This window comes from Haloarcula sp. CGMCC 1.6347, from assembly GCF_037078395.1.
In the GTDB taxonomy this organism is placed as follows: domain Archaea; phylum Halobacteriota; class Halobacteria; order Halobacteriales; family Haloarculaceae; genus Haloarcula; species Haloarcula amylolytica.
This window is the reverse complement of record NZ_JAYMGX010000003.1, coordinates 185778-212332: the sequence shown is the minus strand read 5'-3', so window position 1 is coordinate 212332 and position 26555 is coordinate 185778. Positions and strand designations below refer to the sequence as shown.

Below are 26555 nucleotides of genomic sequence, written 5' to 3'. Positions count from 1 at the left end.
AGTAACAATATCCTTTATTAGTATTTCACATCTTCTTTCATAGGCATGACCGGTAACGAGGAACATCCTAACCATCCCAGTGTCGACCAGTCAGATCGGACTGTCCCCCGTAACCTCCGCCAGACTGGTGACCCCAACATCGAGATGTTGGTGTCAACGCGCGTTCGAAAGTCCCCGTTCTTCCACAAGTCCTTCAACGAGGAGGGTGCCTGGCGGGCGACCGTCTACAACCGCCTCTATCATCCGCGCGGCCTCATCGAGCCCGAGGACGGCGGCGTGATGAAGGAGTACGATGCACTGACTAACACTGTCACCCTCTGGGACGTCGCCGTAGAGCGACAGATTCGGGTCAAAGGGCCCGACGCCGAGGCGCTGACGAACTACGTCGTCACCCGCGACGTGACAGGTATGGACGCCATGGACGGAAAGTACGTCATCCTCTGTAACGAGGACGGCGGGGTCCTCAACGACCCCGTTCTCCTGCGTCCCGAGGAAGACGAGTTCTGGTTCTCCATCTCGGACTCGACGCTGATGCAGTGGCTGCAGGGCGTCAACGTCGACAACGAGTTCGACGTCGAAATCGACGAAATCGACGTGGCTCCGATGCAGATTCAGGGCCCGAGGGCGCTCGACGTGATGGTCGACGTCGTCGGCGACAAGGTCAAAGACGTCCCGTACTACGGCCTGATGGACGCCGAAATCAACGGCTGTGATGTGTTGATCAGCCAGACCGGTTTCTCGGGCGAGAAAGGCTTCGAGGTCTACGTCAAAGACGCGATGGAAAACGCCGAACAGGTCTGGGACCCCGTCATGGAGTCCGTCAAAGACCACGACGGTCGCCAGATCGCACCGGGACACCACCGCCGGATCGCCGCCGGTATCATGTCCTGGGGCCAGGACCTCGACCACGAGACCTCGCCGTTCCAGGTCAACCTGGGCTACCACGTTCCCGACGACAAGGAGGCCGACTACATCGGCAAAGAGGTCCTCGAAGAGCAGAAAGACCAGATCGAGAACGGCAACTACCCGTTCGAGCACAAGCTCATCGGCCTGAAGATCGCCGGCGAGCCGATCCGTGACTACGCCCCCGACTTCTGGCTCATCTCTGACCCGGACACGGGCGAGGAATGCGGTTACCTCACCTCGCCGTGGTGGAATCCGGACCTCGAAACCAACATCGGGATGGGATTCGTCCCGGCTGAGAAGATTCAGGAAGTCACCGATACGCCGCTCAACGACGAGATCTACGACGAGGAACTGGATCTTGAGTTCCAGGTCCATCTCCCCGACGAGTACGCCGACGAACCCGGTGAGCCGGTGTTCGCGACCGCCGCGAAAGTGCCGTTCAAGGAGTCCGTCAACCCGAGCGCCCGTGAGCAGGCGAAGCTCAACGCCCGGAAAGAGGCCGAAAGCGACGACTGATCATCACTCCGTCTGTCCCAGCAGTCCGCACACCCATCTGTCGTCCGCTGCTGTTTTACCGCCCCGACTGCCGCGCCCGGTTTTCACTGATACCGTTGTAGCTCCGTCCCCCTCTCCTGCAGTTCCGAAGCGGTATAGATGCTGCCCCGAAAAGCTCACCTCACGTTTCCTGCTGGACTGCGTTGGGGATCTGTGGCCACAGTATGGCTCGCTGGCGGTCTCTGCCAGCGAGACGGTCGAAAACAGGTACTTGTAGCTGGGTGGCCCGAGTCCGGACAGTAAGTAGGTCGGTTTCAGGAATCGAGACGGTTGTGCCGCCATTTCTCCGTGTCGGGCGTCTGATTGAACGTGTAGATGTGGACGCCGCGGATGTTGTACTCGTCGTCTCCGACGTAGGGCGCGAGTCCGTCGATGAGTTCGTCGGGTTCGTAGGTCCCGCGGGAGCCGACCAGTTGCTTGACGAACCCGAGAATGCCCGTCGTCTTCCTGAGGAACTTGATCGAATCACCGACACCGACCTTTTGAGAGATTTGCATCAGGCGCTGGTAGTTCATCACGCCCGGGATACCGACTTCGACCGGGAGTTCGATACCGCGAGCACGGATGTCTTCGACCCACTCTAACACGGTCTCCGGGTCGTAACAGAGCTGGGTGACGATGTACGTCGCGTACGGCGCTTTCTGTGCCATCGACTCCGCCAGCGTCTCGTCGTCGATGAAGTCGTGGCCCTCGGGATACCCTGTGATTCCTACTTCCGCGAATGAGTACTCGGTCTCTGCGAGCGCTTCGAGCAGGTCATGCGCCGACTCGTACTCACCGGCCGGTTCCTCGCGGTCACCACCTGGGACGAAGATGTCCGTGATGCCTGCCTGCTCCAGTCGCTCGGCGATCGCTTCGAGTTGCGCCCGGTCTTCCACATACCGGGCCGCGATGTGTGGCACGACATCGAACCCCATCTCCGCGGCTTCCTCCGTCTTTTCGACGGTTTTCTCGATGCCGAGCTGGGGCGAGGTCGTGATCGCGATTGTCGCGTCGTCGGGGAGGTGGGTGATCTCCTCGTCGAAGCTCTCGAACGGCATCAGTTCGAACCGGGCGCTCGTCAGCAGCGTCCGGACACCCTGACTGTCTGAGACAGCGCGTGTTCCGAGGGCCATGAGTTGCCAGAAATAAGGCGTACCCGTACTTTTCTCTGTGGGTGGGGCATCGAACCTATTTATAAGAGATCGCTTCTGTCACGCGCTATGAGGCGCACACTGCCGGATCCGACTGGCCACAGTCCCGTAGGAGACAGCGTGGTCCGGTTCGTCTGCGAGCCGGCACAGGACGAGATCTAGCAGATTGAGTTCCTCCAGCAGATCCCGGGTCTGGCCACGGTCGAGACTCAGGCATCGCTGGACCTCGTACACCGTGTCCGAATCGACGACCGCGTTCGCGACGTCACGCAGTTGGACATCGGCTGGGAGTCCGATCCCGTCAGTGACCAGTTGCTCGTCTGGAAGTTCCCCGACCGAACTCTCGGAACCAACTGACTCGGCCGAAACGGGGTCGGCCACACTGACCTGTTCGTCCCCGGCATCGACTTCACCCTGACTCGCGGCGTTGTCAGACTGCCCTGATTTGGCCGCTTCTTCTTCGTCGTCGCTGGAGGTATTGTACGTGTTCGGGACGTGGATGTCCGCTTCTATCATGTAGCGTCGGACCGTCTCGGAGGAGACGTCCATCTGTATCTGCTCGGCGATCTCTCTGAAGTTGTCACACTCGTCGTACAGTGCTTGCAGGTAGTCGGTGTCCTCGTACGGTGGCACGGAGTCGTCGCGGACGGCGGCGAACGGGCCGGATTCAGAGTCGTTCTCGCCACCAGACTGAGGTGCCGCTGTAGCCGCGCCGTCCGACTGTGGGCTTTCCCGTGAACCGTCGTCTCCCTCACTGACAGCTTCTGAATCCGAGATAGCAGAATCAGCGAGTGAGGTACCACCGTCAGTGCCAGCCGCACTCGCTGTGCCGACTGTCCTCGCGTCGCCAGGGCTAGCCTGGTCAGGCCCACAGTCGACGCTGGCTGCCTCGTCTGGCGCTACTGTGGTATCGATTGTCAGCTCTACCGTCAGGAGCAAGCCGTCGTCAGTAACCGTCGCCGAGGCATCACCTATCGACAGTGAGATCCCAGCGGTCGACGGAAGTTCAGTGGCCGACGGTGAGAACGTGACTTCGAGGTCACCACTGTCGGTTAGATTCGCCGTCTCCGGCGTGAGACCCTTGTCAGCGCCGCCGCCGGAACGCAGCGAGATCGGCATCGCCACCGTCACATCGAGGACTGCATCACCGGTGTCGGCCGGCGATGCTTCGACGGTCTCGATGGACCGACCGCGGGATTCGTACGCATCGATGACCTCCGCGAGCGCCGTGAAAGCGGTGTGAAGTCCCATGTCATTGAGTGACTATGACACGTTATGGTGTAGAGATAGGTGTGGAATACCGAACCCATTTATAAACTTCCCCAAAACTACGGCTAGCAACACACGTCTGAAACAGTTCCCGCGGGCGGCTCCTCGGATACGTCTCGGTTATCGCGGTGTCGCGATGCCTGCGAGACGCTCTCCTTTCACGACGACAGACTCCCTGGCAAGCGAGAATATCACTCCTCGTTCTGTCGCTGAGACGACCTGTTGTTGCTCGAACGAGGAGGGTTCGTAGACAGCCCCCAGTCGCTCCCCGGCGTTGACAGCGTCCCCGACGGCGATGTCCGGCCGACATTCGAACAGTCCCGATTCCGACGCGGTGACCGCCTCCGCGTCGTTTCGGAGCACCGTCTGCTCGGCCCGGGGCTCCGGGTCCGCCGGGAGGACTGCCCGTTCGCGCAGGAGATTCTGTATCCCGTCGACACCAGCCGCAACCGCGTCCTGTGCTATCCGGCGACTGTTCGATAGCTCCGCCGTGATAACCGGAATTCCGGCTGCCGCAGCCGCAGCGCGGAACGTCCCGCCCGAGCCGTCGTCGCCGGCCTCCTCGGCTTCGTCGATGAGTCTGTAGGAAGTGCCAAACGCCTCGGCGAGTCGTTCGGCGGCCGGATCGCCCGCTTGGCACCTGACGTGTTCTAACATGTCTGCCGTGCCAGTGTGGAGATCGACCGCTGCGTCGGCGTCTCTCACGAGTTCCCACAGGCGAGCGGCGAACTGTTCCTGGAGGCTTCCCGAGTCGTCTCCCGGCCACACGCGGTTCAGATTCGGATTCATCACGTCGTACTCGCCGGGGGTCATGTACGACCGGTGATCGAACGCGAGCTGGTTCACGACCGGGATGACAAGTACTGTCCCGGCGATAGCCGCGTCGGTCAGGCGGTCGTGCAGTCGCCGTAACGCGGCCGGGCCGTTGAGTTCGATGCCGTGTTGCGCCGCCTGGATATACACTGTCGGTCCGGGGCCGCCGACGTACCGGTGGACAGTCACGGACACGTCTCGACCCGATGGGAGTCTCCCGAGCCGTCGGTCAGTCGTTGTGTGCGTGACGGCGGTGTAGTCCATATCGATGCCCGGCGGCGCGCAGGCAAAAGCGCTGGGAGTAGGAGCATCGCTGGGCCACACGGAGCGGTGCTGTGATACTCCTTCGGAACAGAACCATTGACCGGTAGAGCGGCTGTCGCCGGTGTGAAAACCCCGTATCATAAAAATTACAGAGGGCTGTTAACATATAACTTGACAATACATTAGCGTGTTGGACACTGGTCGGAGTTTCTGCCCGGAAGCGACAATCACCACAGGGGACCCAAATCTATTAACAATGGTACTCCTGTTATTCTGAAACACTACGTGATGATACAATGTCAGTTTGCAAAGGAGGTGGACCAGGCGGTAACTATATTGCCACGCCATAGCACGTTCTACTCAGAGTTATGGAGCCTACCGATAGCCTGCCGACCCAGGCCGACACCGTCATCATCGGTGCTGGAATCGTCGGCTGCAACATCGCCTACCAGCTGACAGCGCTCGGCCGAGAAGATGTGGTCGTGGTCGACCAGGGGCCGATGCCGACCACGGGTGGATCGTCGACGCACGCCCCCGGAATCATGTTTCAGACCGCGGAACCGAAGGTCCTGAGCCAGTTTGCGGACTACAGCCGGCGGCTGTATTCGGACCTCGAAGGGGCCGACGGGCAGCAGGCATACAACGAAACAGGCGGCATCGAAGTCGCGCGCAGCGAGGAGCGCATGGACTTCCTCCAGCGCCGCGTCGAGTACGCGAAGGCCTGGGGCATCGAAGACCCGCAGTTGCTCTCGCCCGAAGAAGTCACCGAGCACCTCCCGCTGGTCGATGCCGACCAGATCAAGGGCGGCTACTACTCCCCGACTGACGGGCAAGTCTCGGGCGTCGTCGCGTGTGACGCGCTGGCTCGTGAAGCGATGGACAGAGGCGCGAAGTTCGTGCCGCACACGCGCACCGAGGACGTCGAGACCGAGAACGGCTCGGTACAGGCCGTCGTCACGGAGAACGGCACTATCGAGTGTAACGAGGTCGTCGTCGCGACCAACATCTGGGCCCGCCAACTCGGCGAGAAGCTCGACGTGCACCTGCCGGTGACGCCAGTCGAGCACCAGTACACGATGACGGAATCCCTCGACGAACTGGCCGACAGTGCAGTGGACATCACCGACCACCCGCTGTTCGAGAACTACGAGAACGTCTCCGGGGAGAAGGCAAAGCGGCTCCTCGTCGGTCCGGACCGGCCGATTCTCCGCGACCAAGACAACGCGATGTACTACCGGAACCACGGGGATTCCTACGGCATCGGCTCGTACAACCACGAGCCAATCGTGCCCGATCCACAGGACCTCGGTGGCAACGACCCCGACGGCGAACAGGGGTCAGTCCACGAGTTCACCGACTACCACATGGACAATGCGACCCATCCGGACCGACCGGACAAGGCCCCCCGCCAGGCCAGCGACGAACTCCTCCCGGCGACGGCCGGCAAGGAACTCGAACACAAGTACAACGGGATGTTCGCGGAGTCGCCGAACGGACTCCCCGTGATGGGTCCCGTTCAGGAGTACGACGGCCTCTGGACGGCGGCGGCCATCTGGGTCACGCACGCCGGCGGTGCCGGTAAGGCGCTCGCCGAGTGGATGGAACACGGCGTTCCACAGCTCCCTGACGGCCCGATTGACCTCGCCCATTGCGACGTGAACCGCTTCGACGAGCACGAGGGGAGCTGGGACTTTGCCCGGGACATCGGCGGCGAGGAGTACCGCATCGTCTACAACATCATGCACCCCAAGTGGGTCTGGACCGACAAGCAGCGGGACATCCGCCGGACCCCGATGTACCACACCCACAAGAAGTACGACGCCGAACTGTGGGCCGAGGCCGGTTGGGAGGAACCACACTGGTTCGATTCCAACGCCGACCTGCTGGCGGAGTACGGTGACCAGATCCCCGACCGCGAGGGCTGGGAAGCGAAATACTGGTCCCCCATCGAAGGCGCTGAGGCGCTGAACGTTCGGGAGAACGTCGGGCTCCACGACATGACATCCTTCAACAAGATGGAGGTCATCGGGAGCGACGCCGGCGAGTTCGTCCAGTACCTCTGTACGAACGACATGGACATCGACGTGGGCGACGTGAAGTACACGCTGATGTGCAACGAGGGCGGCGGCGTCCGGGCGGACATCACGGTCACGCGGACCGACGAGGACCGCTACCTCCTGTTGACGACGGGTCGCGAAGTCGGGAACAACCACGTCGCGTGGGTGCGCGAGCAGTCCCCCGACGACGTGGTCGTCAACGACGTGACCTCCAGCCTGGCGGCGATGGTCTGTACCGGCCCGAACGCCCGGAAGGTCCTGTCGAAGGTCACCGACGTCGACCTCTCCGACGACGCCTTCCCGTTCTTCACGAGCCAGCAGTTCTTCGTCAAGAACGTTCCCGTGACTGCACTTCGCGTCTCGTACGCGGGCGAACTCGGCTGGGAGTTCTACACGCTCTCGGAGTACGGCGAACGCCTCTGGGAGCACATCATGGAGGCCGGCGAGGAGTACGGCATCCGACCGTACGGCAACGGTGCGCTGAATTCGCTACGAATCGAGAAAGGCTTCCGCCTCTGGGGGAAGGACCTCCACACGGAGCACAACCCGTACGAGGCCGGCCTGGGTTGGGCCGTCGACCTCGAAACCGACTTCATCGGCAAGGAAGCGGTCGCGGCGGCCGCCGACGGCGACAACATCGACCACAAGGTCGCCTGTCTGACCCTCGACGACGAGGACGCCGTCGTGCTCGACAACAAGCCAGTCCTCGACGGCGACGAGACTATCGGTTACCTCCACAGCGCCGAGTACGGCTACACCGAAGGCGCTTGTGTCGCCTACACGTACCTGCCACCCGAGTACGCTGAACCCGGTACCAGCGTCGAAATCCTCTACGAGGGCGAGCGGTACGACGCGACTGTCCGCGAGGAACCGCTGGTCTGAGAGCGGTCCGGGACCCATCGCCGGTTCTATCGGGATTGTAACACGCTGTGGTTCAGTCCCGAACCGTCATTCCTTCCCGCCGACCGACGGATAGCAGATTTTCTGGTACCGGACGAAATACCGATCTCTGGGCGCTCTAACTGGCGCTTCCTTCTCAGAGCGGTTCCGGTCACCGGTGTATTTAAGATTATGACAGAAACAGTCCCAAACGAGATACATGAGCACAGAGACTCCCCCGTCTCGGGCGGATACAGTCGTTATCGGTGCCGGGGCCGTCGGGTGTAGCGTCGCGTATCACCTGACGGAACTCGGCGCGGAGGATGTCACGGTTATCGATCAGGGTCCGCTCCCGGTCACTGGCGGCTCGTCGGTACACGCCCCTGGGATTATGTTCCAGACGTCGCCGTCCAAGATACAGACGAAGACCGCCTACTACACCAGTCGGCTCCTCTCCGATGCCGGCGTCTACGACGAGGTCGGTGGCATCGAAGTAGCCCGGAGCGAGGAGCGGATGGACTTCCTCCGTCGGCGCGTCGAGTGGGCGACTGCCTACGGGCTGCCGGAACCGCAGTTGCTCTCGCCCGAGGAAGTCACCGAGCACCTTCCGATGGTCGACGAAGACGAAATCCTCGGTGGCTACTACTCACCGACTGACGGGCGCGTCGACGGAATCGGCGCGCTCCAGTGGTATATGGAACACTCTTCGGCGTCGTTCTACGGGAACACGGAGGTCACGGACATGGACGTTTCGGGGGGCGAAATCAACGCCATCGAAACCGACCAGGGCCGCATTGACTGCGAGCGCGCGGTCATTGCGACGAACAACTGGGGTTACCAGACCGGCCAACTGGCCGGGCTGGACCTGCCAATCGCGCCGGTCGAACACCAGTACGTCGTCACTGAACCGATGGACGAACTCGCCGACGCTGAGACCTCGGTGGGCGACAACACGACCGGACTAGAGGTCCCTGGGGACCGCTCTATCGCGGAGTACATGAGCGAAGGGCCACACCAGCCGGTCGGCCGCGACCAGGACCACTCGCTGTACTTCCGGACTCACGGCGACGCGCTCGGGATGGGGTCGTACAACCACGAGACGCTCTCAGTCGACCCCGAGGCGATGGGGAAGAACTCCGAGGAGCATCAGGCGTCAGTGAGAGGGTTCACGAAGGAGCACTGGGAGACGCCGACTCACCGCGGCCGGGACAAGTCCGCGAAGCAGGCCTTCGACGAACTGCTACCGGCGACGCAGGACGTGGAATACGAGGCCACTGAGAACGGTATCTTCGTCTTTACGCCCGACGGGATGCCGGCCGTCGGCGAGACGGCCCAGGTCGACGGCCTTTGGACAGGGCTGGCTATCTGGTGGACCCACTCCGGGGGCTACGGCCGCATCCTTGCCGAGTGGATGGAGAACGGCGTCCCCCGACTGCCGTCCGGCCCGGTCGACACCGGCGGCATCCACGTCCGACGGTTCGAACCGCACGCGGGCGAGAAGGACTACTTCGTTGACCGCGGGGCCAAGCGGTACGAGCAGGTGTACAGCATCGTCGAGCCGCGGTGGCAGCCCGACGACCACCGGGGGCTCCGGACGAGTCCGTTCTACCACCAGCAAAAAGAACTCGGCGCGGAGTTCTACCAGAGCGGCGGCTGGGAGACGCCACAGTGGTACGAGTCCAACGCCGACTTGGTCGAGAAGTACGAGGACCGGATTCCAGACCAGGACGGCTGGCAGGGCATCAACCGCTCGAAGATCGAGGCCGCCGAGCATCTCCACACCCGCGACAAGGTGTCGATGTTCGACATGACGACGTTCAGTTCGATCATGGTCGAAGGCGAAGGGAGCCAGGCGTTCCTCCAGCGGGTCTGTAGCAACGACATGGACCTCGACGTCGGCCAGGTCCGCTACTCGCTGCTGTTGAACGAGGGCGGCGGCATTCTCGCGGACATAACCGTCGTCAAACTCGACGACGAGGAGTTCATGGTGACGACCGGTGGCGGGAACTCCCCCGGCATCCACGGCGGCCATCTGGAAGACGAAGCGCCCGAGAGGGTATCAGTCCACGTCGAGGAAGGCGCGAAATCCACAATCGGTCTCTGGGGGCCGAACGCGCGGCTCCTCCTCCAGCGGTGTACCGACGCGGACGTGACCAACGGTGGCTTCCCGTACTTCCGGGCCAAGCAGATGTACGTGGGCGAGGTGCCGGTCATTGCCCTCCGGGTCTCGTACGTGGGTGAACTCGGCTGGGAGCTGTGGGCCCCGACGGAGTACGGCCAGCGGCTCTGGGAGACGCTGCAGGACGCCGGAGAGGACCTCGGCCTCCGACCGATGGGCGGCGGCGCACTCAGTTCAATGCGGTTAGAGAAAGGCTACCGCCTCTGGGGGACGGATATCGACACGGACTCGAACCCCTTCGAAGCTGGACTCCCCTTCGCTGTCGACATGGATACAGACTTCATCGGCAAGGAGGCACTGGAGACGGCCCGCAGCGAGGGAATTGACAGCAAAATCACACCGCTCACGCTCGACGACTCGACAGATATCATGCTGAGTGGGCGGCCGGTGCTGAAAGACGGCGAGGCAATCGGCTACGTGCAGGCCGGAAACTACGGTTACAGTCTCGACGAATCCATCGCGTACACGTACGTTCCGACCGAATACGCCGAAGCCGGCACATCGGTCCAGATCCAGTGTGAGGGCGAGACCTACGTAGCGACGGTGTGCAACGAGCCGCTGTTCGACCCAACCCGAGAGCGCATCATCAAATGACAGGACAGCGCACTGACCCACCAACTTTGACATAAGGCCCGGGACGATACGAACACATGACACAAACCGAATCGGACACCCTGCCCGTCACATACGCGGACATCGAACGAGCCCGCGAACGACTGGACGACGACACAGTCGTCAAGCAGACGCCAGTCGAACGGAGTACGTCTCTCAGTGAATTCGTCGACGCCGAGGTCCACCTGAAGATGGAACACCTCCAGTGGACAGGCTCGTTCAAGACAAGAGGCGCGTTCAACAAGATCTCACAGGACGTCGCCGATGGCGTGGAGTCGTTCGTCGCCGCCAGCGCCGGCAATCACGCACAGGGCGTCGCCCTCGCCGCGACCAAATGCGGAGCGGAGTCGACGGTTTTCATGCCGGAGAACGCGCCACAGGCCAAGATCGACGCCACGAGAGACTACGGCGGGAGCGTCGAACTGGTGGGTAACGACTTTCAGGAGACGATGTCTCACGCCAAAGCCGTCGTCGAGGAGACCGACGCCGAGTTCGTTCACGCCTACGACGACCTTGACATAATCGCTGGCCAGGGGACCCTCGGTACCGAAATGTACCATGACTGCCCGGACGTCGACACAGTTGTCGTCCCTATCGGGGGCGGTGGGCTCATCAGCGGCGTCTCGACGGCAATCAAACACCTCTCGCCGGAGACGCGCGTCGTCGGTGTCCAGGCGACTGGCGCGGAGACGGTGCACGAGAGCCTCGACAAGGGGATTCCGGTCGTGCTCGACGAGGTCGACACAATCGCCGACGGCATCGCCACCGGCGGCATCTCGGAGACGACGCTCGACATCATCGAGGCGAACGTCGACGAGGTCGTGACTGTTTCGGACACCGACATCGCACAGGCGATTCTCCTGTTGATGGAACGGGCCAAACAGGTCGTAGAAGGTGCCGGGGCCGCCTCCGTGGCCGCTGTACTGAGCGACGGACTCGACGTCTCGGGCGAAACGGTGATGCCGCTGCTCTGTGGCGGGAACCTCGACATGACACAAATGCGTGAGGTCCTCATCCACGCGCTCACGGAGCGCCAGCAGCTCCTTCAGCTTCGGGTTCGCATCGACGACCAGCCGGGTGTGATGGAGGAGATCTCGGGGGTCATCGCCCGGCAGGGAGCTAACATCCACGACGTTCGCCACGAGCGGTCCGTCGAGAACCTCGAAATCGGGGAGGCGTACCTCGTCTTTAACGTCGAGACGAGCGGTGCCGAGCATGCACAGACCATCATTACGGCGATACGCGACGCGGGCTACCCCGTCGACAACGTCGCACGGAAGGCCCAAAACGGCGCACTGTGAGCCGGAATCGGCATTCAGATCGACGGATCGACGCCACGAGCGGGGAAACCTATAACAGGTGTGTGGGGGAATTACACATGAGTCAGGCACCATGTACGACCACATACTCGTCCCGTATGACGGCAGTGACGAGGCCCGGAGAGGGGCAGAACACGGCATCGAACTCGCCGCTGCGCTCGACGCGACAGTCCATGCATTGTACGTCATCGACCTGCCGGGCACGCCGCGTGCGCTCGCGCTCAGAGATGACGAAGAGGAGATGCGCGAGGAGTATCGAAACTACGGGGAAGAGGTTCTGGCGAATCTCGGGACCGTCGCCGAAGAGCACGGCGTCGAGTACAAGACGCATTTCAAAACCGGCGCACCCAGCGAGGAAATCGTCGAGTTCGCTGAAAACGAAGACATGGACGCGATTGTCCTGGGCTCGGCGTTCCGTGGAAAGCTCGGGAACCTGCTCGGTGGGACAACGGATAAAGTGGTCCGGACGTCGAGCATTCCAGTCATCAGTCAGCGGATGAGTGTCAACGACATTTGACATCAGCTACGCGTCTATCAGTCGCGTCTCACGTATGTAGATCACCAGGCTGGCGCTGAGGAAACTGAATCCTGCGAGTCGGAAGTCTCCGACTGTCATCCCGACGAGGCCGACGCCCATCAGCAGTGCTGCCACCGCGGCTGCCCCTGTTGCCAGAAGTCGTGCCATACTGATGCTAAGTGGGAGTCCGAAATAAATACGCACCCATCAGGCGGTGAGACAATCGAAGACTCGTCGACAGCCAGCAAACCTCAATGTACTAGATAGGAGAGATGTCTGCCGAGTCACAGCCGTACAGTGCTTGAGTCCGTGATATATTGGTGTCTAAGGTGAAGTTTTATTACAGTTGCATCAGTGCATAAGTATGAGACTGTGTAGCACATAAAACACGCCGACAATAGCCCTGCGGGCACGTCGTGTCCGCCCGAGCGAGTACAGTGAGACAAACAGGATGCGAATGCTGTAGACGCGCTACGCCGGGATGTCGTTACCATGACGGTGGCAACGGACCACGACAGAGGACGACCGCGACTATGACAATGAGACACCACAGACCAGTACCGCGTTCGAGAGGGGTAACGTATGGCAAACAGTGACGATCAAACCGGGGAAATGTCTGACGGGCTTCAGGTCGAGTTGTTCCATCCGGAGTCCGACCGCGAACCCGGTGATACGAACATTCAGGCGGCTGGATTCGACATCCATCCGGTGGTATTCCCGGTGGCGCTGGTGATCATTGCACTGTTTATCGCAGTGACGATACTGCTCGGTGACACCGCAGCCTCCGCGTACACATGGCTGTTCAATACCATCGGGGACACCTTCGGCTGGTTCTACCTGCTAGCGGTGAACGTGTTCATCATCACACTGCTTTACTTCGCGTTCAGCAAGTACGGCAATATCAGAATCGGCGGCGTCGAGGCCGAGAAGGAGTTCAGCGACTTCTCCTGGATGGCGATGCTGTTCAGCGCCGGCATGGGCATCGGCCTCATGTTCTTCAGCGTCTCGGAACCGCTGTACTACTTCCAGAACCCCCCGAGCTTCTTCGGGGCCGAAGCCGGAACCGGCGCGGCGGCGTCCGCCGCGATGGCGCAAACGTTCTTCCACTGGGGCTTTCACCCGTGGGCGGTGTACGGCCTGGTGGGACTCGGCCTCGCGTTCTTCTCGTTTAACCGGGGGCTCCCGCTCACCTTCCGGTCGATATTCTGGCCCCTGCTGGGCGAGCGAATTTACGGCTGGCCGGGCCACATCATCGACCTCGTGACGGTGTTCGCGACGCTGTTCGGGCTGTCAACCTCGCTGGGCCTCGGTGTCGCACAGGTCAACACGGGGCTCTCCTACGTGGGCGGTGACATGCTCGGTGCGGTGAGTATCCCCACGGGGACCTGGCCACAGGTCGCGCTCATTGCCGGCATCACGCTCATCGCGACTCTCTCGGTCGCGGCGGGTCTCGACGGCGGCGTCAAGCGGCTGAGTACGCTCAATCTCTATCTGATGTTCGCACTGCTCGGGTTCCTCGTTATCGTGGGTCCGACGGTGTACATCTTCGGGACGTGGGCAGAGGGCCTCGGCGCGTACTTCGGGAACATCCTCGCACTCGGGTTCTTCACCGGAACGCTCAACGAAGCGGCGAACGGAACAGTCACCGCATGGACCGTGTTCTACTGGGGCTGGTGGATCGCGTGGTCGCCGTTCGTCGGGATGTTCATCGCGCGCATTTCGAAGGGCCGGTCCGTTCGGGAGTTCGTCCTGGGCGTGCTGTTCCTTCCGTCGCTGTTCTCGACGCTCTGGCTGTCGGTGTTCGGCGGCAGCGCGATGTTCAACTCACTGATGGGGAACGGACAGGCGCTCGCGACCTACAACGAGGTCGGCCAGACCGTGGCGATGTTCGCCCTGCTGGAGCAGTTCCCGCTCGGCGTGGTCAGTGGACTGATCGCGACGCTGCTGGTCATCACGTTCTTCGTCACGTCGTCGGACTCCGGGTCACTGGTCATCGACCACCTGACCTCGGGCGGAAAACACGACGTCCCGCGGACGCAGCGGGTCTTCTGGGCCCTTACCGAGGGCCTTGTTGCGTCCATCCTGCTCATCGGCGGCGGGCTGACGGCGCTCCAGACGGCCGCAATCACGACAGGACTCCCGTTCGCGTTCATCCTGTGTCTGATGTGTTACACGGTGTATCTTGGCCTCGACAACGAGTACCAGATACTCGAGTCCGAAGAGTTCGCAGAGACTATCCAGGACCTCTCCGAACGGGATGATGTCGACGTCGTGACCGCCGGCGACGAAATGGTGACAGATATCTCCGACCCGGGAGACGACACGGCGACGGGTACCGACTGAAGCGCCCTCGTTTTGGCGTTTTCCGACGCGACCGGTAGTATCAGGACGCTATCGCCAACAACGGTCGAAACCGTTCACGCTACCGGCCGCCGAGTTCTGTTTCGACCGTCCGTTCAGAGTGTATCCAGAGCCGGGCGGAGCCCCCGATTCCGAACGCGGCGATGGCGAGACTGGACACGATACTGCCGGCGGGTGAAAGCAGGACCCACGAGACAGCGCTGAGAGACGCTCCAATAAGCAGCCCCAACGTCGGTTGTCGGTTGCGCAGGATATCTGTGAGGAGCGTCCCGACGACGAGAAACCCGAAGCTCGTGAGTACCAGGACGAACGCGCTACTGATGAGAATCGCGGTACGGACGAATATCCCGCCAGCGACGCTGAGACGGGCCAGCGTTGTCGCCCCGTAGAGGGCGACGATTCCGACGATCACGTACCCAGCGACCCCGTAGAGGACGGCCGTCGCCGGGCTGTCCGAAATCGCGTCGATCGACTCGTCGACGTAGTTCCGCCGCAGCCGAAGTATCAGTGCGCCGGCCACGAGCACGAGAACGAACGAGACCACTGCCCGGAGTGGTCTGGACAGCCCGGCGGCAACGCCCGGGTCCAGCTGTCCTGTAACTGATGGCCCAACGACTGCCGCCAGTCCAGCCACGGTCGGCACGGCACTGACAACTGCATCAAAACCCATGCGTCACATACCGTGGGTCACCGTGAAAACCTGTCGGCGACATCGGCGCTCTGAGCGGGATCTGCCCGGAAATTTAAGCCATCAGAATACATACCGTGTCACAGTGTCTGGATGGCTCGCAGTTCTAATCTCGAAGCTTGTCTGGGTCGGCAAGCGGGTCGCCGCACCACTCCAGCGGAGTGACGGGCCGAACAAGTTCAGGCTGTCGAGCATGGACACGGCAACGACGACGTACGACGGTGACATTGGGTGGGTGAGACGGCCGCCAGCGACGGTCGAATGTCCGCGATGCGAGTCGGAAATCTTCCAGCACAACGCGCGTGACAGCATCGACTGTCCGCGGTGTGTCGGCGAATACAGCCACGACGAGTTCGCCGACCTGCAGCTCCTGTATCTCACCTGCCCGGTCTGTCGGAGCCGGATGGAGCACGGGCAACGCCACCCCGAGCGGTTCGACATCCCCGAATGGGCGACCTGTACGGACTGTCGGTACCACTGGGAGTTCGAACACTCCTACGAACACGGTGCCGGTTGAGCCGATAGGTACATTGATCACACTACGACCGTTCGACGGGCTGTGCGTTGCTTCGGAACGGCTACGAGATCAAGCGCAGGGTGATAACCAGTTCCAACGCGCAGTGGGATGCCGCCGTCAGTAATACTTCCAGTCGTCCTCACGGCTCCCCTGTACGACGCCGTCGTCCTCCTCACTGTCCGCTTCTTCCTGCTCATCGGGCCAGCGAATGCCGTCTCCGACGAGGCTCTTGTACGCGAAGGCACCCAGACCGACGAGCATCAGCAGGAGGACGACGGTTCCAGCGACCGCAGCCACCTGCCCGACGGATTCGAGCAGGCCCGAACCGAGCTGAACCGGAAACTGTAGCATACATACTGTTCGGGCTGGACAGGTATCACTGTTGTCGAAGCTGGGACGGTCGTGACGCCGTCGCTGAGACCGTCTTGAGCACGGCGTTGTTCTCGGAGACGTCGTGGACCCTGACGGCGTCAGCCCCGCGTTCAGCGGCCAGCGCTGTCGTGGCCAGGGTCGGTGGCAGCCTGTCTGCTCCTGCCTCGCTCATGTCGGCGAACATCGACTTCCGGGAGTGCCCGACCAGCACCGGACAGCCGAGCGCGTGGAACTCGTGGAGGCGGTCGACGAGTTCGAACGATTCGGCGGCGTCCTTCCCGAACCCACAGCCGGGGTCGACGATGACCTGCTCGCGGTCGATTCCGGCTTGCTCGGCAAGCAGTATCTGTTCCGTGAGGTCTCGAAGCACGTCATCGACGACATCGTCGTAGGTCACAGTTCGGCCTGGGTCCACTGGTGCGGACAGGCTATGCATCAGGATAACGGACGCGTCGTGGTCGGCAACCACGAACCGCATCTCGGGGTCCGACAGTCCCGACACGTCGTTGACGATGTCGGCACCGGCGTCCAGCGCCGCGTCAGCGACGGCGGCCTTGCGGGTATCTACGGAGACAGTGGTGTCGAGCGAGGACACCGCCTCGATAACGGGCACCACGCGGTCGATCTCTGTTTCGACGGACACCGGGTCAGCCCCGGGACGCGTGCTCTCACCGCCGATATCGACGATGTCCGCCCCGGACTCGATCATCTGTTCCGCGTGACTGACCGCGAGGTCGCGACGGTCGTACTCGCCGCCGTCGTAGAAACTGTCCGGCGTGACGTTGAGAATACCCATCACGGCCGCCGCTTCCCTGTCGAACGGCGGCAGGAACAACCTGTCAGACAGCGCGCCTTCGAGTTGCGTGGCGAGCCGACCGAGCCCCAGCCCCGCCGAAGCCAGTCGGCCAGTGAGCCGTTGAAACTGTCGCGGCGTTCCCGACAGCGTCGTGTCGACGAGCTTCTCCGGCATTCCGACAGCTGAACGAGTACAGGTGCCGCCGCAGTCCTCGAACGCCTGTTTGACGACGCCTGCCTGTTCGCGCCGCAACGTGACCGAAAGCATCTGCTGGTGGATTTCCGATTCACTTCCGGCTTTAGCAGTCTCTCCCGTCGACGCCTGCTGGAGGTTGTCCCCGGGAACGACCAGCCGGCACCAGCGGTCCCGAGCTTCGGCGACTGCGTAGAGCGACCCGGCTACGAGCACGAAGTCGTCCGCGTCGGCCGCCGCTATCGCACGTTCGGTGGCCTCGGGAACGGACTCGACCTGCTGTACCTGGGCTGCCTGGCCCTCGAACGCGGCAGCGAGCGATTCGGTGCTCGCGGCTCGGTCGACTTCCGGTCGCGCAGGGAACGCCGTCTCGACGGCCGGAAGCGTCGCAATCATCCGTTCGTACTCCTTGTCCTGCATCGCGGCGAAGACGACGTGGAGGTCATCGTACTCGTACCGTTCGATGAGTGCTGTCAGCGTCTCCATCGCGCCGGGGTTGTGGGAACCATCGAGGACCACCATCGGGTCCGTCGACCGGATCTCGAACCGCCCCGGCAGCGTCGCGGCCCGAAGCCCCTCGGATATGGTTTCGGTGTCCACGTCGATGAGTTGTCGGGCCAGTGTCGCGGCGACGCCGGCGTTCTCCGCCTGATGCTGTCCGAGCAGCTTGAGGTTCGATTCGAGGGCCCAGTCCGGCCCAGTGAGTGCGATCCGGTTCTCGACGGCCGAACGCATGCCGTTTTCGACGGCGGTGACAGCAGCCCCCTCACCACCGACAGTGATGGTATCGGTAACCCCCTGAACCGCCTCGAGGGCAGCGCCGGTGGTTCCGGTCACGAGCGGGGCGTCCCGCGGCGCGACTTGTGCTTTGTCGCGGGCGATCTCCTCGACCGTGTCGCCGAGCAGGTCGGTGTGTTCTAAACTGATGCTGGTGACGGCGCTTGCGACGGGATCGACCGCGCTCGTGGCGTCGTACCGGCCGCCGATACCGACTTCCAGTACTGCCACATCGACGTCTTCGACATCGAAATGATAGAGCGCAAGCGCGGTGAGTACCTCGAAATGCGTCGGCTTGTCGTCCTCGGCGGCCAGGCGGTCGATACATGGCTCGATCTGTTCGACGAACTCCGTCACCCGCTCTTTGGGTATCCGGCCGCCGTTGACCGTGACTTGCTCCCGAAAGCCGTTCAATCCCGGCGAAGTGAACAGGCCGACGTCCAGCCCGGCGGCCCTGAGCACGCTCTCGGTCATCTGGGCGGTGCTTCCTTTTCCGTTCGACCCGGCGATCTGCACGCTATCGAAACTGTCGTCCGGGTCCCCGAGGTGTGAGAGCATCCGCGCCGTCGTATCGGTCCCCAACTTGGGCCGACGGCGTTGTAGCGACTGCAGGTAGTCCGCCGACTCGTGGTACTCCATACCATAATTGGGCGGCGGCGACCTGATTAATTTATCGCCGGGGGTTCTGCGTCGATAGCGCGTACCGAGGTAGAGCAGCCCCTTCGGGCCGAAACCGACGGAAAATCTTCAATGAGGCCCGGAGACAGTGATCGAGTCGTCTCCTAGCTCCAGACTTTGCGGCCGCTGCCGTCCGGCCTGCTGTTGGGCCACGGAACCGATCTCGTAAGGCGAGAGACATGATGTGGCTTACGCGGTCTGTAACAGCGGCTCGAACACATCCTATCCCGATAGTATCAGGTTCACTAACATTATTACGACGCTGCAGGGAAGGGCTAGTCGAGATGTCTTCACAGGATGAGCAATCCGCGGCCGAAGAGACACAGGAGCCGATTCCGACGGACTACGATATCGCCCAATCGACCGACATGGAACCGATCTGGGAACTGGTCGAGCCGTGGGGACTCGGCCTCGACGACCTCCAGTACTTCGGCGAATACACCGCGAAAGTCAAACAACACGCCATCGAGCGCCTCCGTGAACAGGCCGAGGACAAGGAGCAGAACCTCGTCCTGGTAACCGGGATGACGCCGACGCCGAAAGGCGAGGGGAAGACGGTAACGACCGTCGGTCTCGGACAGACGCTCAACCACGTCGGCGAGGAAGCGATGATCGCTATCCGGGAACCGTCGCTTGGCCCAGTGTTCGGTGTCAAAGGCGGCGCGGCAGGCGGCGGCCGGTCGCAGGTCCTTCCGATGGAGGACATCAACCTCCACTTCACCGGCGACCTCCACGCGCTCACCTCCGCGCACAACCTCATCGCCGCGATGCTCGACGCGAAGATCTCGCAGGGTGACGACCTTGACATCGACATCAACAACGTCTCTTGGCCGCGCGCTATCGACATGAACGACCGCGCGCTCCGGGAGACGGTCGTGGGCCTGGGCGGGAAAACCGGCGGGACGCCGCGGGAAGACAGCTTCCTCCTTACCGCCGCTTCAGAACTGATGGCCGTGCTGTGTCTGGCAAGTGACCTGGGCGACCTCAAAGAACGAGTCAGTCGCATCATCGTTGCCTACAACGAGGACGGTGACCCGGTCACTGTCGACGACATCGAGGCGACCGGCCCAGCAACCATGCTACTCCGGGACGCGATCAAACCGAACGTCGTCCAGACCATCGAGGGGACGCCGGCGCTGGTCCACGGCGGGCCGTTCGCGAACATCGCCCACGGGACGAACTCCCTGGTCGCCGACAAGACTGCCTTCGGCATGGGCGACTACCTCGTCACCGAGGCTGGTTTCGGCTCCGACCTCGGGGCCGAGAAGTTCATGGACGTGGTCTGTCGCAAAGGCGATATGACGCCGAACGCCGTCGTGCTAGTGGCGTCGGTCCGCGCACTCAAATACCACGGACTGGACCAGTGGCCGGTCGACTACGACGAAATCGACGAAGCCGGCGTCGAAGCCGTCGAAGCGGGCTTCTCGAACCTCGACAAGCACGCGACGAACCTCCAGAAGTTCGGCGTCCCGGTCGTCGTCTCCGTCAACCGCTTCCCTGACGACACCGACGAAGAGATCCAGGCCGTGCTGGACCACTGCCGTGAGGACCTCGGCGTCAGAGCGGCCGAGTCGAACGTGTTCTCGGACGGCAGCGAGGGCGGCGTCGACCTCGCGGAGAACGTCATCGAGGCAACCGAGGAGAGCAACGAGGAGGACTTCCGGATGCTGTACGACGACGAGGACAGCATCAAGGAGAAGATCCACACTGTCGCGACCGAGATTTACGGCGCTGACGACGTGAAATACACCGGCGGCGCGCTCGACGACATCGAGCAGATGAACGACCTCGACTTCGACGACTACCCGGTCGTCATGTCCAAGACGTTCCACTCGCTGAGCGACGACGCGAGCCAGAAGGGTGCACCCGAGGGCTGGGAGCTCGAAATCAGCGAAGTGTACCCATCTGCCGGTGCGGGCTTCCTGGTCGCTCTCACGGCCGACGCGCTCACGATGCCTGGCCTGCCGGCCCGTCCGGCCGCGGCCGACATGGACATCGACGAAGACGGCAACATTTCGGGCCTGTTCTGACAATCCGGTCCTGCGTCCCAGCTTTCGCGTTTCGCCGCCTCGACTTTTATTGGACACCGCTCAGCGTTCGATGAACGGACGACGCTCACCGCTCCGCGTTTGCGACCGCTTCGTCGAGCGCCGCTTCGCCGGCCGCTTCTGCCTCGTCTGCCCGCCGCTTCATGGCTGCCACGAATGATTCGTCGTCTATCATGTCGAGATTGGCCCGAACGGTCGAGACGGACGCCTGTAGCGCCGCCGCCGCGAGCAGCGCCCCGACAGCCGCGTCCGGGACGGCGACCGGCGTCCCCTTCGCAGTTACCGTGCGGGCGTGCTCGACGACGTTGAGACAGACCTCGGCTGTCTCCAGTGGCACCTCCGTCGAGCGTTTCGAGGCCGCCTGCATCCGGGCGACGTCCCCGGATTCAAAGGCTTCCCCGACCGCGTCGACCGCTGCCGCGTCCTCGTCAGCGAGGTCGAGCAGCCGTTTCCGGTTATCGGCCAGACCGTCCGCTAGAGCCGATAGCTCACCGGACTCTGTACCGGACCCGTCTGTGCCGACAGTGTGGATACAGACCATCTCACAGAGCGCCGCGCCCATCGCGCCGCCGACGGCCGCGACCGCACCGCCGCTCGGAGTCACCTGGCCCGACGCGACATCAGCAAGGAACTCGCCGATTGGCTGGTCCGCGAAGGTCATCTGTCGGACTCAATTCCGGTCGTCTCTGGTGATTGACTGTCCATACGGCGGCACTCTCGGCCCACTCGCCTAATGATTTCCCTGGAGGTATTCGGTCCGTGTGGGCCATCCCGTCACAAAGGCTATGACTGGACTGTGTCAAGACGATATATGGCGTCTCCGTACGAAATCGTCCAGCCAGCGACGGTGCCGACGGAACAGTTCAACACCTGCGATACAGAGGTCCGGAAGCTCACGGACCCGCTCGGCTGTGAGGAGATGCGGGTGAATCAGGTCATCGTCGAACCGGACTCCGTGACGACGCCGCATACACACGACGGCCAAGAAGAGGTGTTCGTCGCAACGACCGGTGGCCAGATAGCCATCGAGGGTGACGTCCACGATGTCCCCGAGGGCGGGGTCGTCCGCGTCCACCCGGACACGGTCCGAAACCTCTGTAACCACACCGATGAAACACACGTCTGGCTCGCCTTCGGTGCGCCGCCGGTGGGAACTGTCGACAACTTCGGGGACTACGTCGTCAAAGAATGAGCCGAGGCAGCCAGCCCGTCAGCCAAGCCCGCACACGGAACGGACGACCGTCTCAGCCCCCGTCTCCCAGCGCGTCGTTCAACTCCGGCACGACCTCGTGGAGGTCGCCGACAACAGCGTAGTCGGCCTTCTGCATGATGGCCGCCTCGGGATCGGTGTTTATTGCCAGGATGTTGTCCGCACCTTTGCAGCCCACCATGTGCTGCACTGCACCGCTGATGCCACAGGCGACGTAGAGGTCCGGGCTGATCTTCGTTCCCGTCTGTCCGATCTGGTCGTCGTGTGGTCGCCAGCCCTCGTTGACGGCGGCCCGTGACGCGCCGACGGTTCCGCTGAGGCTATCGGCCAGCGTCTCCAGTTTATCGTAATCCTCCGGACCGCCGACGCCGCGCCCGCCGCCGACCACGACGCGGGCCTCACCGAGCGACACACCGGACTCGGCTGACTCCTCGACTCGGTCGACACTGACCCGGAACGCGCTCTCGTTGAGCGACGGCTCGAACGGCTGGACTGTCGTCTCAGCGCTCTCTATCGCCGTCTCCGGCGAAAACTCGTGTTCCGCCACAGTCACCAGTTTCGTGTCACTATCAAGGCATGCGTGTTCGACGAGGCTACCACCCCATCGCTGGCGCGACAGTTCGTACACGTCGCCGGCCTCGACGTCGAGACAGTTGGCCGCCATCGGCAGGTCGCGCCTGGCACCGACGTGGGCTAGCACCTCCTGTCCGCGGTCAGTCCCCGGGGCGACGACTGCTTCCGGGTCTGTGGCGTCGAGCAACTGCACGATACTCTCCGCCCAGGCCTCGGGTGCGTACGTGTCAAGCCGCTCGTCACCGACGTGGTGGAGCGTCTCTACGCCGTAGTCGCCGATTTTCTCCCCGAGCGCCGCCGATTCTGCGCCGAACGCGGCGGCTTCGAGCGCCGCGTCGGTCGCCGTCGCCAGTTCACGGGCCAGCGTGAGCGCCTCTAGCGAGGTTTCTTCGGGCCTCCCGCCCGCGTGTTCGACGAGGCTCAGTATCACGGTCAGATCACCTCCAGATCATCGCGGAGCAGGTCGACGACTGCGGGTACGGCGTCCGGTCCCTCGCCGAGCACCTCGGCCGCGCCCTCCGTGCTCTCCGGCGCTTCCAACCGGACTTTCTCGATACCCCCGTCGAACTCGCCGGCGACCGGGTCCTGCCGCCCGATTGACTGTTTGCGCGCCTGCATCTTGGCGCGCATCGAAGCGTAGCGGGGCTGGTTGAGCCCTTCTTTGACGCCGACGGCCGCCGGGAGGTCGAGTTCATACACCTCGGTTCCGCCGGTCACGTCGCGCTCGGCGACGGCTATCCCGTCCTCAATCGTCAGATCTGACACGCCCGCGACGAACGGCATGTCTAGCCGCTCGGCGACGCGGACGCCGACCTGGTGGTTCGCCACGTCGGCTGATTCGTTGCCGAACAGGAGGAGGTCGAACTCGGGGTCGGTCCCGGAGTCGGCGCTGAGGGCGTCCGCGAGCGCGGCCGCCGTTTCGCGAGGCCGCCACTCCTCCCCGTCGGTTTCCAGCAGCGTCGCCTCGTCGGCCGTCATCGCGAGTCCGGTCCGGAGCTGTTCGTCGGCGTCCACCGATCCGAGCGACATCACGGTGGCCGTCCCGTCGTGGTCGTCGGCCACCTGAATGGCCTCCTCGACGGCGCACTCCTCGTGGGGCGATATCGTGAACCCAAGATGGCTCGTGTCTATCTCCTGTTCGTCGTCGGTCAGTGTGAGTTTCGCGCCGGTGTCCGGCACGCGCTTGATGCAGGCTACGGTGTCCATGTCGTGTCTCCGTCGTTCGATTGCGGTCGGTTCACTGGCTGTGCTAGCTCCTGATGCGCTCGTTCTCCGGGTCGAACAGCGGCCGGCTCCCGACGACTTCGACCGTCACCGGGTACTGCTGGCCCATGTACTCGACCTGGAGGCTCCGCCCTTCCTCAGCGAAGGACTGCGGGAGATACGCCATCAGAAGGTGCTTGCCGACGCTCGGGCCGGTCCCGGCGCTGGTCACGTACGAGCGCCGGCCCTCGTCGTCGACCAGAACGTCCCCGTTCATGTCGAGGACCGGCTCGTTGCCGAGCATGAAGCGGCGTTCGCCGCCCTCCGGCGCGTGGTCGTCGACGGACAGCGTACACAGCGTGGCCGTATTCTCCTCGTCGATGGCCTCTACGTAGGCCTCTTTCCCGATGAAATCGGCGTCCTTGACGCCGTGGAACGTCAGCCCGGCCTCCGCGGGGTTGTAGTCCAGTTCCAGTTCGTGGCCGAACAGTCGGTACCCCTTCTCCAGGCGACCGGTCGTCCCGTAGACACCCATGCCGGCCGGTCGGACGTCGTGGTCCTGCCCGGCCTCCCAGAGCACGTCCCAGAGCCGGCGGCCCTGGCCCATCGGGGCGTAGATCTCCCAGCCCTGCTCGCCGATGTAGGAGAGCCGCATCGCCCACGCCTCTACTTCACCGACTGTGATCTCCTGTGCCGTGTATGGCTCGAAGGCGTCGTGAGACATGTCCTCCTCTGTGACACTGGCCACCAGGTCGCGGGCGTTCGGCCCCCAGACGCCCAGCGTACACAGTGACTCGGACTGGTCGATGAGGGTCACGTCGGCACCGTCCGGGATGTGGTCGCCGAACCAGGCCCGGTCGGCCCCGCCCGCCGCGCCGCCGGTGACGACCCGGTAGTGGTCGGGACCGAGGCGGGCGATGGTCAGGTCCGAGACGAAGCCGCCGTTCTCGGCGAGTATCGGCGTGTACACGGTCTTGCCCACGTCAACGTCGACGCGACCCACAGCCATCCGTTCGAGGTAGTCGACGACGTCCGACCCGCGGAAGTCGAAGATGCTGAAGCCCATGTCACCGATCATGGAGACGTGCTCGCGGGCGTGGAGATGCTCTGCGAGGATGATCGGCGACCACCACCGCGAGTCCCACTCGTTCGGCCGCTGGAACTCGGCGAGTTCTTCCTCGTACCGGTCCAGCAGGTCGCCGTTCGACTCGTACCACTGCGGCCGTTCCCAGCCCGCCGCCTCGAAGAACTCCGCGTGGAAGTTGGCCTGTTTCTCGTGGAACGGGCTCGTCCGGAGTTCCCGCGCCGACTGGTACTGTTCGGCCGGGTGGACGATGTCGTAGATTTTCTGGAACCCTTCGCTGGCCCGGTCTTTGACGAACGAGCGGGAGGTCCCGTACTCGTAGAACCGGTTCACGTCGGCTCCGTGAAGGTCGATGTCCGACCAGCCACGCGTCATCCACTGGGCGACCGCCTCGCCGATGGCCGGGGCCTCCTTGATCCAGACCGCGGCACACGACCAGAGCCCGTCGACGTCCTGCAGTGGGCCCAGAAGCGGTGCACCGTCTGGCGTCTGCGAAAGTAGGCCGTCGATTTCGTGGCGGATGCCGGCCTCGGGGTCGTCGAGGAGTTCCGGGACGATCTCCAGCGCGTCGGCCATCGACTGCTCGAAGGCGTCGTCGGTCAGCGGCGGCTGGGTCGGCGAGAGCGGCGCTTCGTCGATGGACGGGATGTCCTCGACGTCCCACAGTATCGGCCGGTGCTGATACGACCCCACTTCGAGGTCGTTCCCGTGCTGGCGCTCGTACATCTGCGTGTCCATGTCGCGGACGACCGGGAACGAGATTTCGCCCTCGTAATCCTCGAAGAATGAAATCGGGCCGACGCTGACCATCTGGTGGACTGCCGGTGTAAGCGGAATCTCGACGCCGGCCATCTCGGCGATTTTCGGGCTCCACAGTCCGGCCGCGATGACCACCTCGTCGGCCGTGACGGTCCCGCGGTCGGTCTCGACCGCCTGTATCGACTCGTCTTTGACGTGAAGGTCGAGCACTTCGGTGTTGGGCGAGACGTGTAGCCCGCCGTCGGTGTACTCGTCTGCCCGCGCTCGCATCACTTCGCCGGCCCGGAGCGGATCACAGGTGCCCGCACCGGTGCTGTAGAACCCCGCTTTGATGAGGTCAGTGTTGACGTAGGGTACGAGCGCTTCGACTTCCTCGGGGGTCAACAGCTCCGCCGGTTCCCCCCACGCCTTCGCTGACTGGACGCGCCGTTTCAGCTCCTCGATCCGTTCCTCGGTGCGTGCCACCTCGATACCGCCGCTGTTGGTGAACGTGTCCATGTCCTTGTACTGCTCGATGCTCCGTCGGGTGAGGTGGGTCATCTCCTTCGAGTGTTCCACCGGCATCAGGAAGTTCGAGGCGTGACCGGTCGACCCACCGGGGTCGGGCAACGGCCCCTTATCCAGAATCGCGATGTCTTCTCGCCCCATCCGGGCGAGATGGTACGCGAGACTGTTTCCGACGATACCGCCACCGATGATTACTGTCTTCGCCGCTGACGGCAGCGAGTTCGAACTCATCGCGGTCTCACCCGTATGCTGGCGGACCGAACTGTACTCTCGCTGCTCGTGGTGAT

General features: G+C 63.1%; 20 protein-coding genes. 9 read left to right on the top strand and 11 right to left on the bottom strand.

Going from position 1 to position 26555, the window contains the following annotated elements; translation table 11 throughout:
* Positions 1 to 45 precede the first annotated feature (45 nt).
* Positions 46 to 1422, top strand: a complete 1377-nt coding sequence (locus VI340_RS16980; RefSeq protein WP_008312027.1) for an aminomethyltransferase — start codon at positions 46 to 48, stop codon at positions 1420 to 1422.
* 293 nt (positions 1423 to 1715) lie between these two features.
* Here the strand turns inward: VI340_RS16980 and VI340_RS16975 are convergent, their stop codons facing one another.
* The 3 genes from VI340_RS16975 to VI340_RS16965 form a co-directional block, all read right to left on the bottom strand.
* The gene (locus VI340_RS16975) at positions 1716 to 2576 is read right to left on the bottom strand and encodes a methylenetetrahydrofolate reductase (protein WP_336330260.1); all 861 of its coding nucleotides are present in this window, start codon (positions 2574 to 2576) and stop codon (positions 1716 to 1718) included.
* A 78-nt stretch (positions 2577 to 2654) separates the two neighbouring features.
* Positions 2655 to 3845 (bottom strand): hypothetical protein, encoded by a 1191-nt coding sequence (locus VI340_RS16970; RefSeq protein ID WP_336330261.1) that lies wholly within the window; start codon positions 3843 to 3845, stop codon positions 2655 to 2657.
* 138 nt (positions 3846 to 3983) lie between these two features.
* Entirely contained in the window at positions 3984 to 4940 is a 957-nt protein-coding gene (locus VI340_RS16965; RefSeq protein ID WP_336358821.1) for a succinylglutamate desuccinylase/aspartoacylase family protein, read from the bottom strand.
* Between the two features lie 368 nt (positions 4941 to 5308).
* Between VI340_RS16965 and VI340_RS16960 the strand changes: the two genes are divergently transcribed.
* The 4 genes from VI340_RS16960 to VI340_RS16945 all read left to right on the top strand — a co-directional run bounded on the left by VI340_RS16960 (position 5309) and on the right by VI340_RS16945 (position 12503).
* A complete protein-coding gene (locus tag VI340_RS16960; protein ID WP_336358820.1) occupies positions 5309 to 7879 on the top strand; it encodes a GcvT family protein in 2571 nt (856 codons plus the stop codon).
* Positions 7880 to 8096: 217 nt separating this feature from the next.
* Positions 8097 to 10649: a GcvT family protein gene (locus VI340_RS16955; RefSeq protein WP_336330264.1), complete on the top strand. Its 2553-nt coding sequence runs from the start codon at positions 8097 to 8099 to the stop codon at positions 10647 to 10649.
* Between the two features lie 56 nt (positions 10650 to 10705).
* The gene (gene ilvA / locus VI340_RS16950) at positions 10706 to 11968 is read left to right on the top strand and encodes a threonine ammonia-lyase (protein WP_008312016.1); all 1263 of its coding nucleotides are present in this window, start codon (positions 10706 to 10708) and stop codon (positions 11966 to 11968) included.
* Positions 11969 to 12059: 91 nt separating this feature from the next.
* Entirely contained in the window at positions 12060 to 12503 is a 444-nt protein-coding gene (locus tag VI340_RS16945; RefSeq protein ID WP_151104140.1) for a universal stress protein, read from the top strand.
* A 6-nt stretch (positions 12504 to 12509) separates the two neighbouring features.
* Here VI340_RS16945 and VI340_RS16940 read toward each other — a convergent pair whose 3' ends face one another.
* Complete coding sequence (locus VI340_RS16940; RefSeq protein WP_005533017.1) at positions 12510 to 12671, bottom strand: hypothetical protein; 162 nt, start codon at positions 12669 to 12671, stop codon at positions 12510 to 12512.
* Positions 12672 to 13085: 414 nt separating this feature from the next.
* Here VI340_RS16940 and VI340_RS16935 point away from each other — a divergent pair, with 414 nt between their 5' ends.
* Positions 13086 to 14846, top strand: coding sequence for a BCCT family transporter (locus VI340_RS16935; protein WP_008312011.1), 1761 nt, complete (start codon positions 13086 to 13088; stop codon positions 14844 to 14846).
* Positions 14847 to 14925: 79 nt separating this feature from the next.
* Here VI340_RS16935 and VI340_RS16930 read toward each other — a convergent pair whose 3' ends face one another.
* A complete protein-coding gene (locus VI340_RS16930) occupies positions 14926 to 15534 on the bottom strand; it encodes a hypothetical protein (RefSeq protein WP_049943031.1) in 609 nt (202 codons plus the stop codon).
* Between the two features lie 103 nt (positions 15535 to 15637).
* Here VI340_RS16930 and VI340_RS16925 point away from each other — a divergent pair, with 103 nt between their 5' ends.
* Entirely contained in the window at positions 15638 to 16069 is a 432-nt protein-coding gene (locus tag VI340_RS16925) for a hypothetical protein (RefSeq protein ID WP_336358819.1), read from the top strand.
* A gap of 117 nt (positions 16070 to 16186) precedes the next feature.
* Here VI340_RS16925 and VI340_RS16920 read toward each other — a convergent pair whose 3' ends face one another.
* Complete coding sequence (locus tag VI340_RS16920; RefSeq protein ID WP_008312006.1) at positions 16187 to 16420, bottom strand: hypothetical protein; 234 nt, start codon at positions 16418 to 16420, stop codon at positions 16187 to 16189.
* Between the two features lie 25 nt (positions 16421 to 16445).
* Complete coding sequence (gene folP, locus VI340_RS16915; protein WP_336358818.1) at positions 16446 to 18845, bottom strand: dihydropteroate synthase; 2400 nt, start codon at positions 18843 to 18845, stop codon at positions 16446 to 16448.
* Positions 18846 to 19168: 323 nt separating this feature from the next.
* On the opposite strand from folP, the gene VI340_RS16910 reads away from it, so the two are divergent.
* On the top strand, positions 19169 to 20914 hold the full coding sequence (locus VI340_RS16910; protein WP_008312004.1) for a formate--tetrahydrofolate ligase: 1746 nt from the start codon (positions 19169 to 19171) through the stop codon (positions 20912 to 20914).
* Positions 20915 to 20999: 85 nt separating this feature from the next.
* Here VI340_RS16910 and VI340_RS16905 read toward each other — a convergent pair whose 3' ends face one another.
* The gene (locus VI340_RS16905; RefSeq protein ID WP_336330266.1) at positions 21000 to 21593 is read right to left on the bottom strand and encodes a cyclodeaminase/cyclohydrolase family protein; all 594 of its coding nucleotides are present in this window, start codon (positions 21591 to 21593) and stop codon (positions 21000 to 21002) included.
* Positions 21594 to 21743: 150 nt separating this feature from the next.
* Here VI340_RS16905 and VI340_RS16900 point away from each other — a divergent pair, with 150 nt between their 5' ends.
* A complete protein-coding gene (locus tag VI340_RS16900) occupies positions 21744 to 22124 on the top strand; it encodes a hypothetical protein (RefSeq protein WP_336358817.1) in 381 nt (126 codons plus the stop codon).
* Positions 22125 to 22176: 52 nt separating this feature from the next.
* Here VI340_RS16900 and VI340_RS16895 read toward each other — a convergent pair whose 3' ends face one another.
* From VI340_RS16895 to VI340_RS16885, 3 genes are read right to left on the bottom strand one after another with little or no spacing between them, the layout of a single operon-like run.
* Positions 22177 to 23145 (bottom strand): electron transfer flavoprotein subunit alpha/FixB family protein, encoded by a 969-nt coding sequence (locus VI340_RS16895; protein WP_336358816.1) that lies wholly within the window; start codon positions 23143 to 23145, stop codon positions 22177 to 22179.
* A 2-nt stretch (positions 23146 to 23147) separates the two neighbouring features.
* Positions 23148 to 23921, bottom strand: a complete 774-nt coding sequence (locus VI340_RS16890; RefSeq protein WP_008312000.1) for an electron transfer flavoprotein subunit beta/FixA family protein — start codon at positions 23919 to 23921, stop codon at positions 23148 to 23150.
* Positions 23922 to 23964: 43 nt separating this feature from the next.
* Entirely contained in the window at positions 23965 to 26499 is a 2535-nt protein-coding gene (locus tag VI340_RS16885) for a GcvT family protein (protein ID WP_336358815.1), read from the bottom strand.
* Positions 26500 to 26555: the final 56 nt, after the last annotated feature.

What these genes read in the sequence shown, in the direction of transcription:
- VI340_RS16890 (WP_008312000.1), bottom strand. Translation starts at nt 23,921, where the DNA reads ATGGACACCGTAGCCTGCATCAAGCGCGTGCCGGACACCGGCGCGAAA.
- VI340_RS16975 (WP_336330260.1), bottom strand. Translation starts at nt 2,576, where the DNA reads ATGGCCCTCGGAACACGCGCTGTCTCAGACAGTCAGGGTGTCCGGACG.
- VI340_RS16955 (WP_336330264.1), top strand. Translation starts at nt 8,097, where the DNA reads ATGAGCACAGAGACTCCCCCGTCTCGGGCGGATACAGTCGTTATCGGT.
- VI340_RS16970 (WP_336330261.1), bottom strand. Translation starts at nt 3,845, where the DNA reads ATGGGACTTCACACCGCTTTCACGGCGCTCGCGGAGGTCATCGATGCG.
- VI340_RS16930 (WP_049943031.1), bottom strand. Translation starts at nt 15,534, where the DNA reads ATGGGTTTTGATGCAGTTGTCAGTGCCGTGCCGACCGTGGCTGGACTG.
- VI340_RS16885 (WP_336358815.1), bottom strand. Translation starts at nt 26,499, where the DNA reads ATGAGTTCGAACTCGCTGCCGTCAGCGGCGAAGACAGTAATCATCGGT.
- ilvA (WP_008312016.1), top strand. Translation starts at nt 10,706, where the DNA reads ATGACACAAACCGAATCGGACACCCTGCCCGTCACATACGCGGACATC.
- VI340_RS16980 (WP_008312027.1), top strand. Translation starts at nt 46, where the DNA reads ATGACCGGTAACGAGGAACATCCTAACCATCCCAGTGTCGACCAGTCA.
- folP (WP_336358818.1), bottom strand. Translation starts at nt 18,845, where the DNA reads ATGGAGTACCACGAGTCGGCGGACTACCTGCAGTCGCTACAACGCCGT.
- VI340_RS16940 (WP_005533017.1), bottom strand. Translation starts at nt 12,671, where the DNA reads ATGGCACGACTTCTGGCAACAGGGGCAGCCGCGGTGGCAGCACTGCTG.
- VI340_RS16905 (WP_336330266.1), bottom strand. Translation starts at nt 21,593, where the DNA reads ATGACCTTCGCGGACCAGCCAATCGGCGAGTTCCTTGCTGATGTCGCG.
- VI340_RS16910 (WP_008312004.1), top strand. Translation starts at nt 19,169, where the DNA reads ATGTCTTCACAGGATGAGCAATCCGCGGCCGAAGAGACACAGGAGCCG.
- VI340_RS16945 (WP_151104140.1), top strand. Translation starts at nt 12,060, where the DNA reads ATGTACGACCACATACTCGTCCCGTATGACGGCAGTGACGAGGCCCGG.
- VI340_RS16900 (WP_336358817.1), top strand. Translation starts at nt 21,744, where the DNA reads ATGGCGTCTCCGTACGAAATCGTCCAGCCAGCGACGGTGCCGACGGAA.
- VI340_RS16935 (WP_008312011.1), top strand. Translation starts at nt 13,086, where the DNA reads ATGGCAAACAGTGACGATCAAACCGGGGAAATGTCTGACGGGCTTCAG.
- VI340_RS16960 (WP_336358820.1), top strand. Translation starts at nt 5,309, where the DNA reads ATGGAGCCTACCGATAGCCTGCCGACCCAGGCCGACACCGTCATCATC.
- VI340_RS16965 (WP_336358821.1), bottom strand. Translation starts at nt 4,940, where the DNA reads ATGGACTACACCGCCGTCACGCACACAACGACTGACCGACGGCTCGGG.
- VI340_RS16920 (WP_008312006.1), bottom strand. Translation starts at nt 16,420, where the DNA reads ATGCTACAGTTTCCGGTTCAGCTCGGTTCGGGCCTGCTCGAATCCGTC.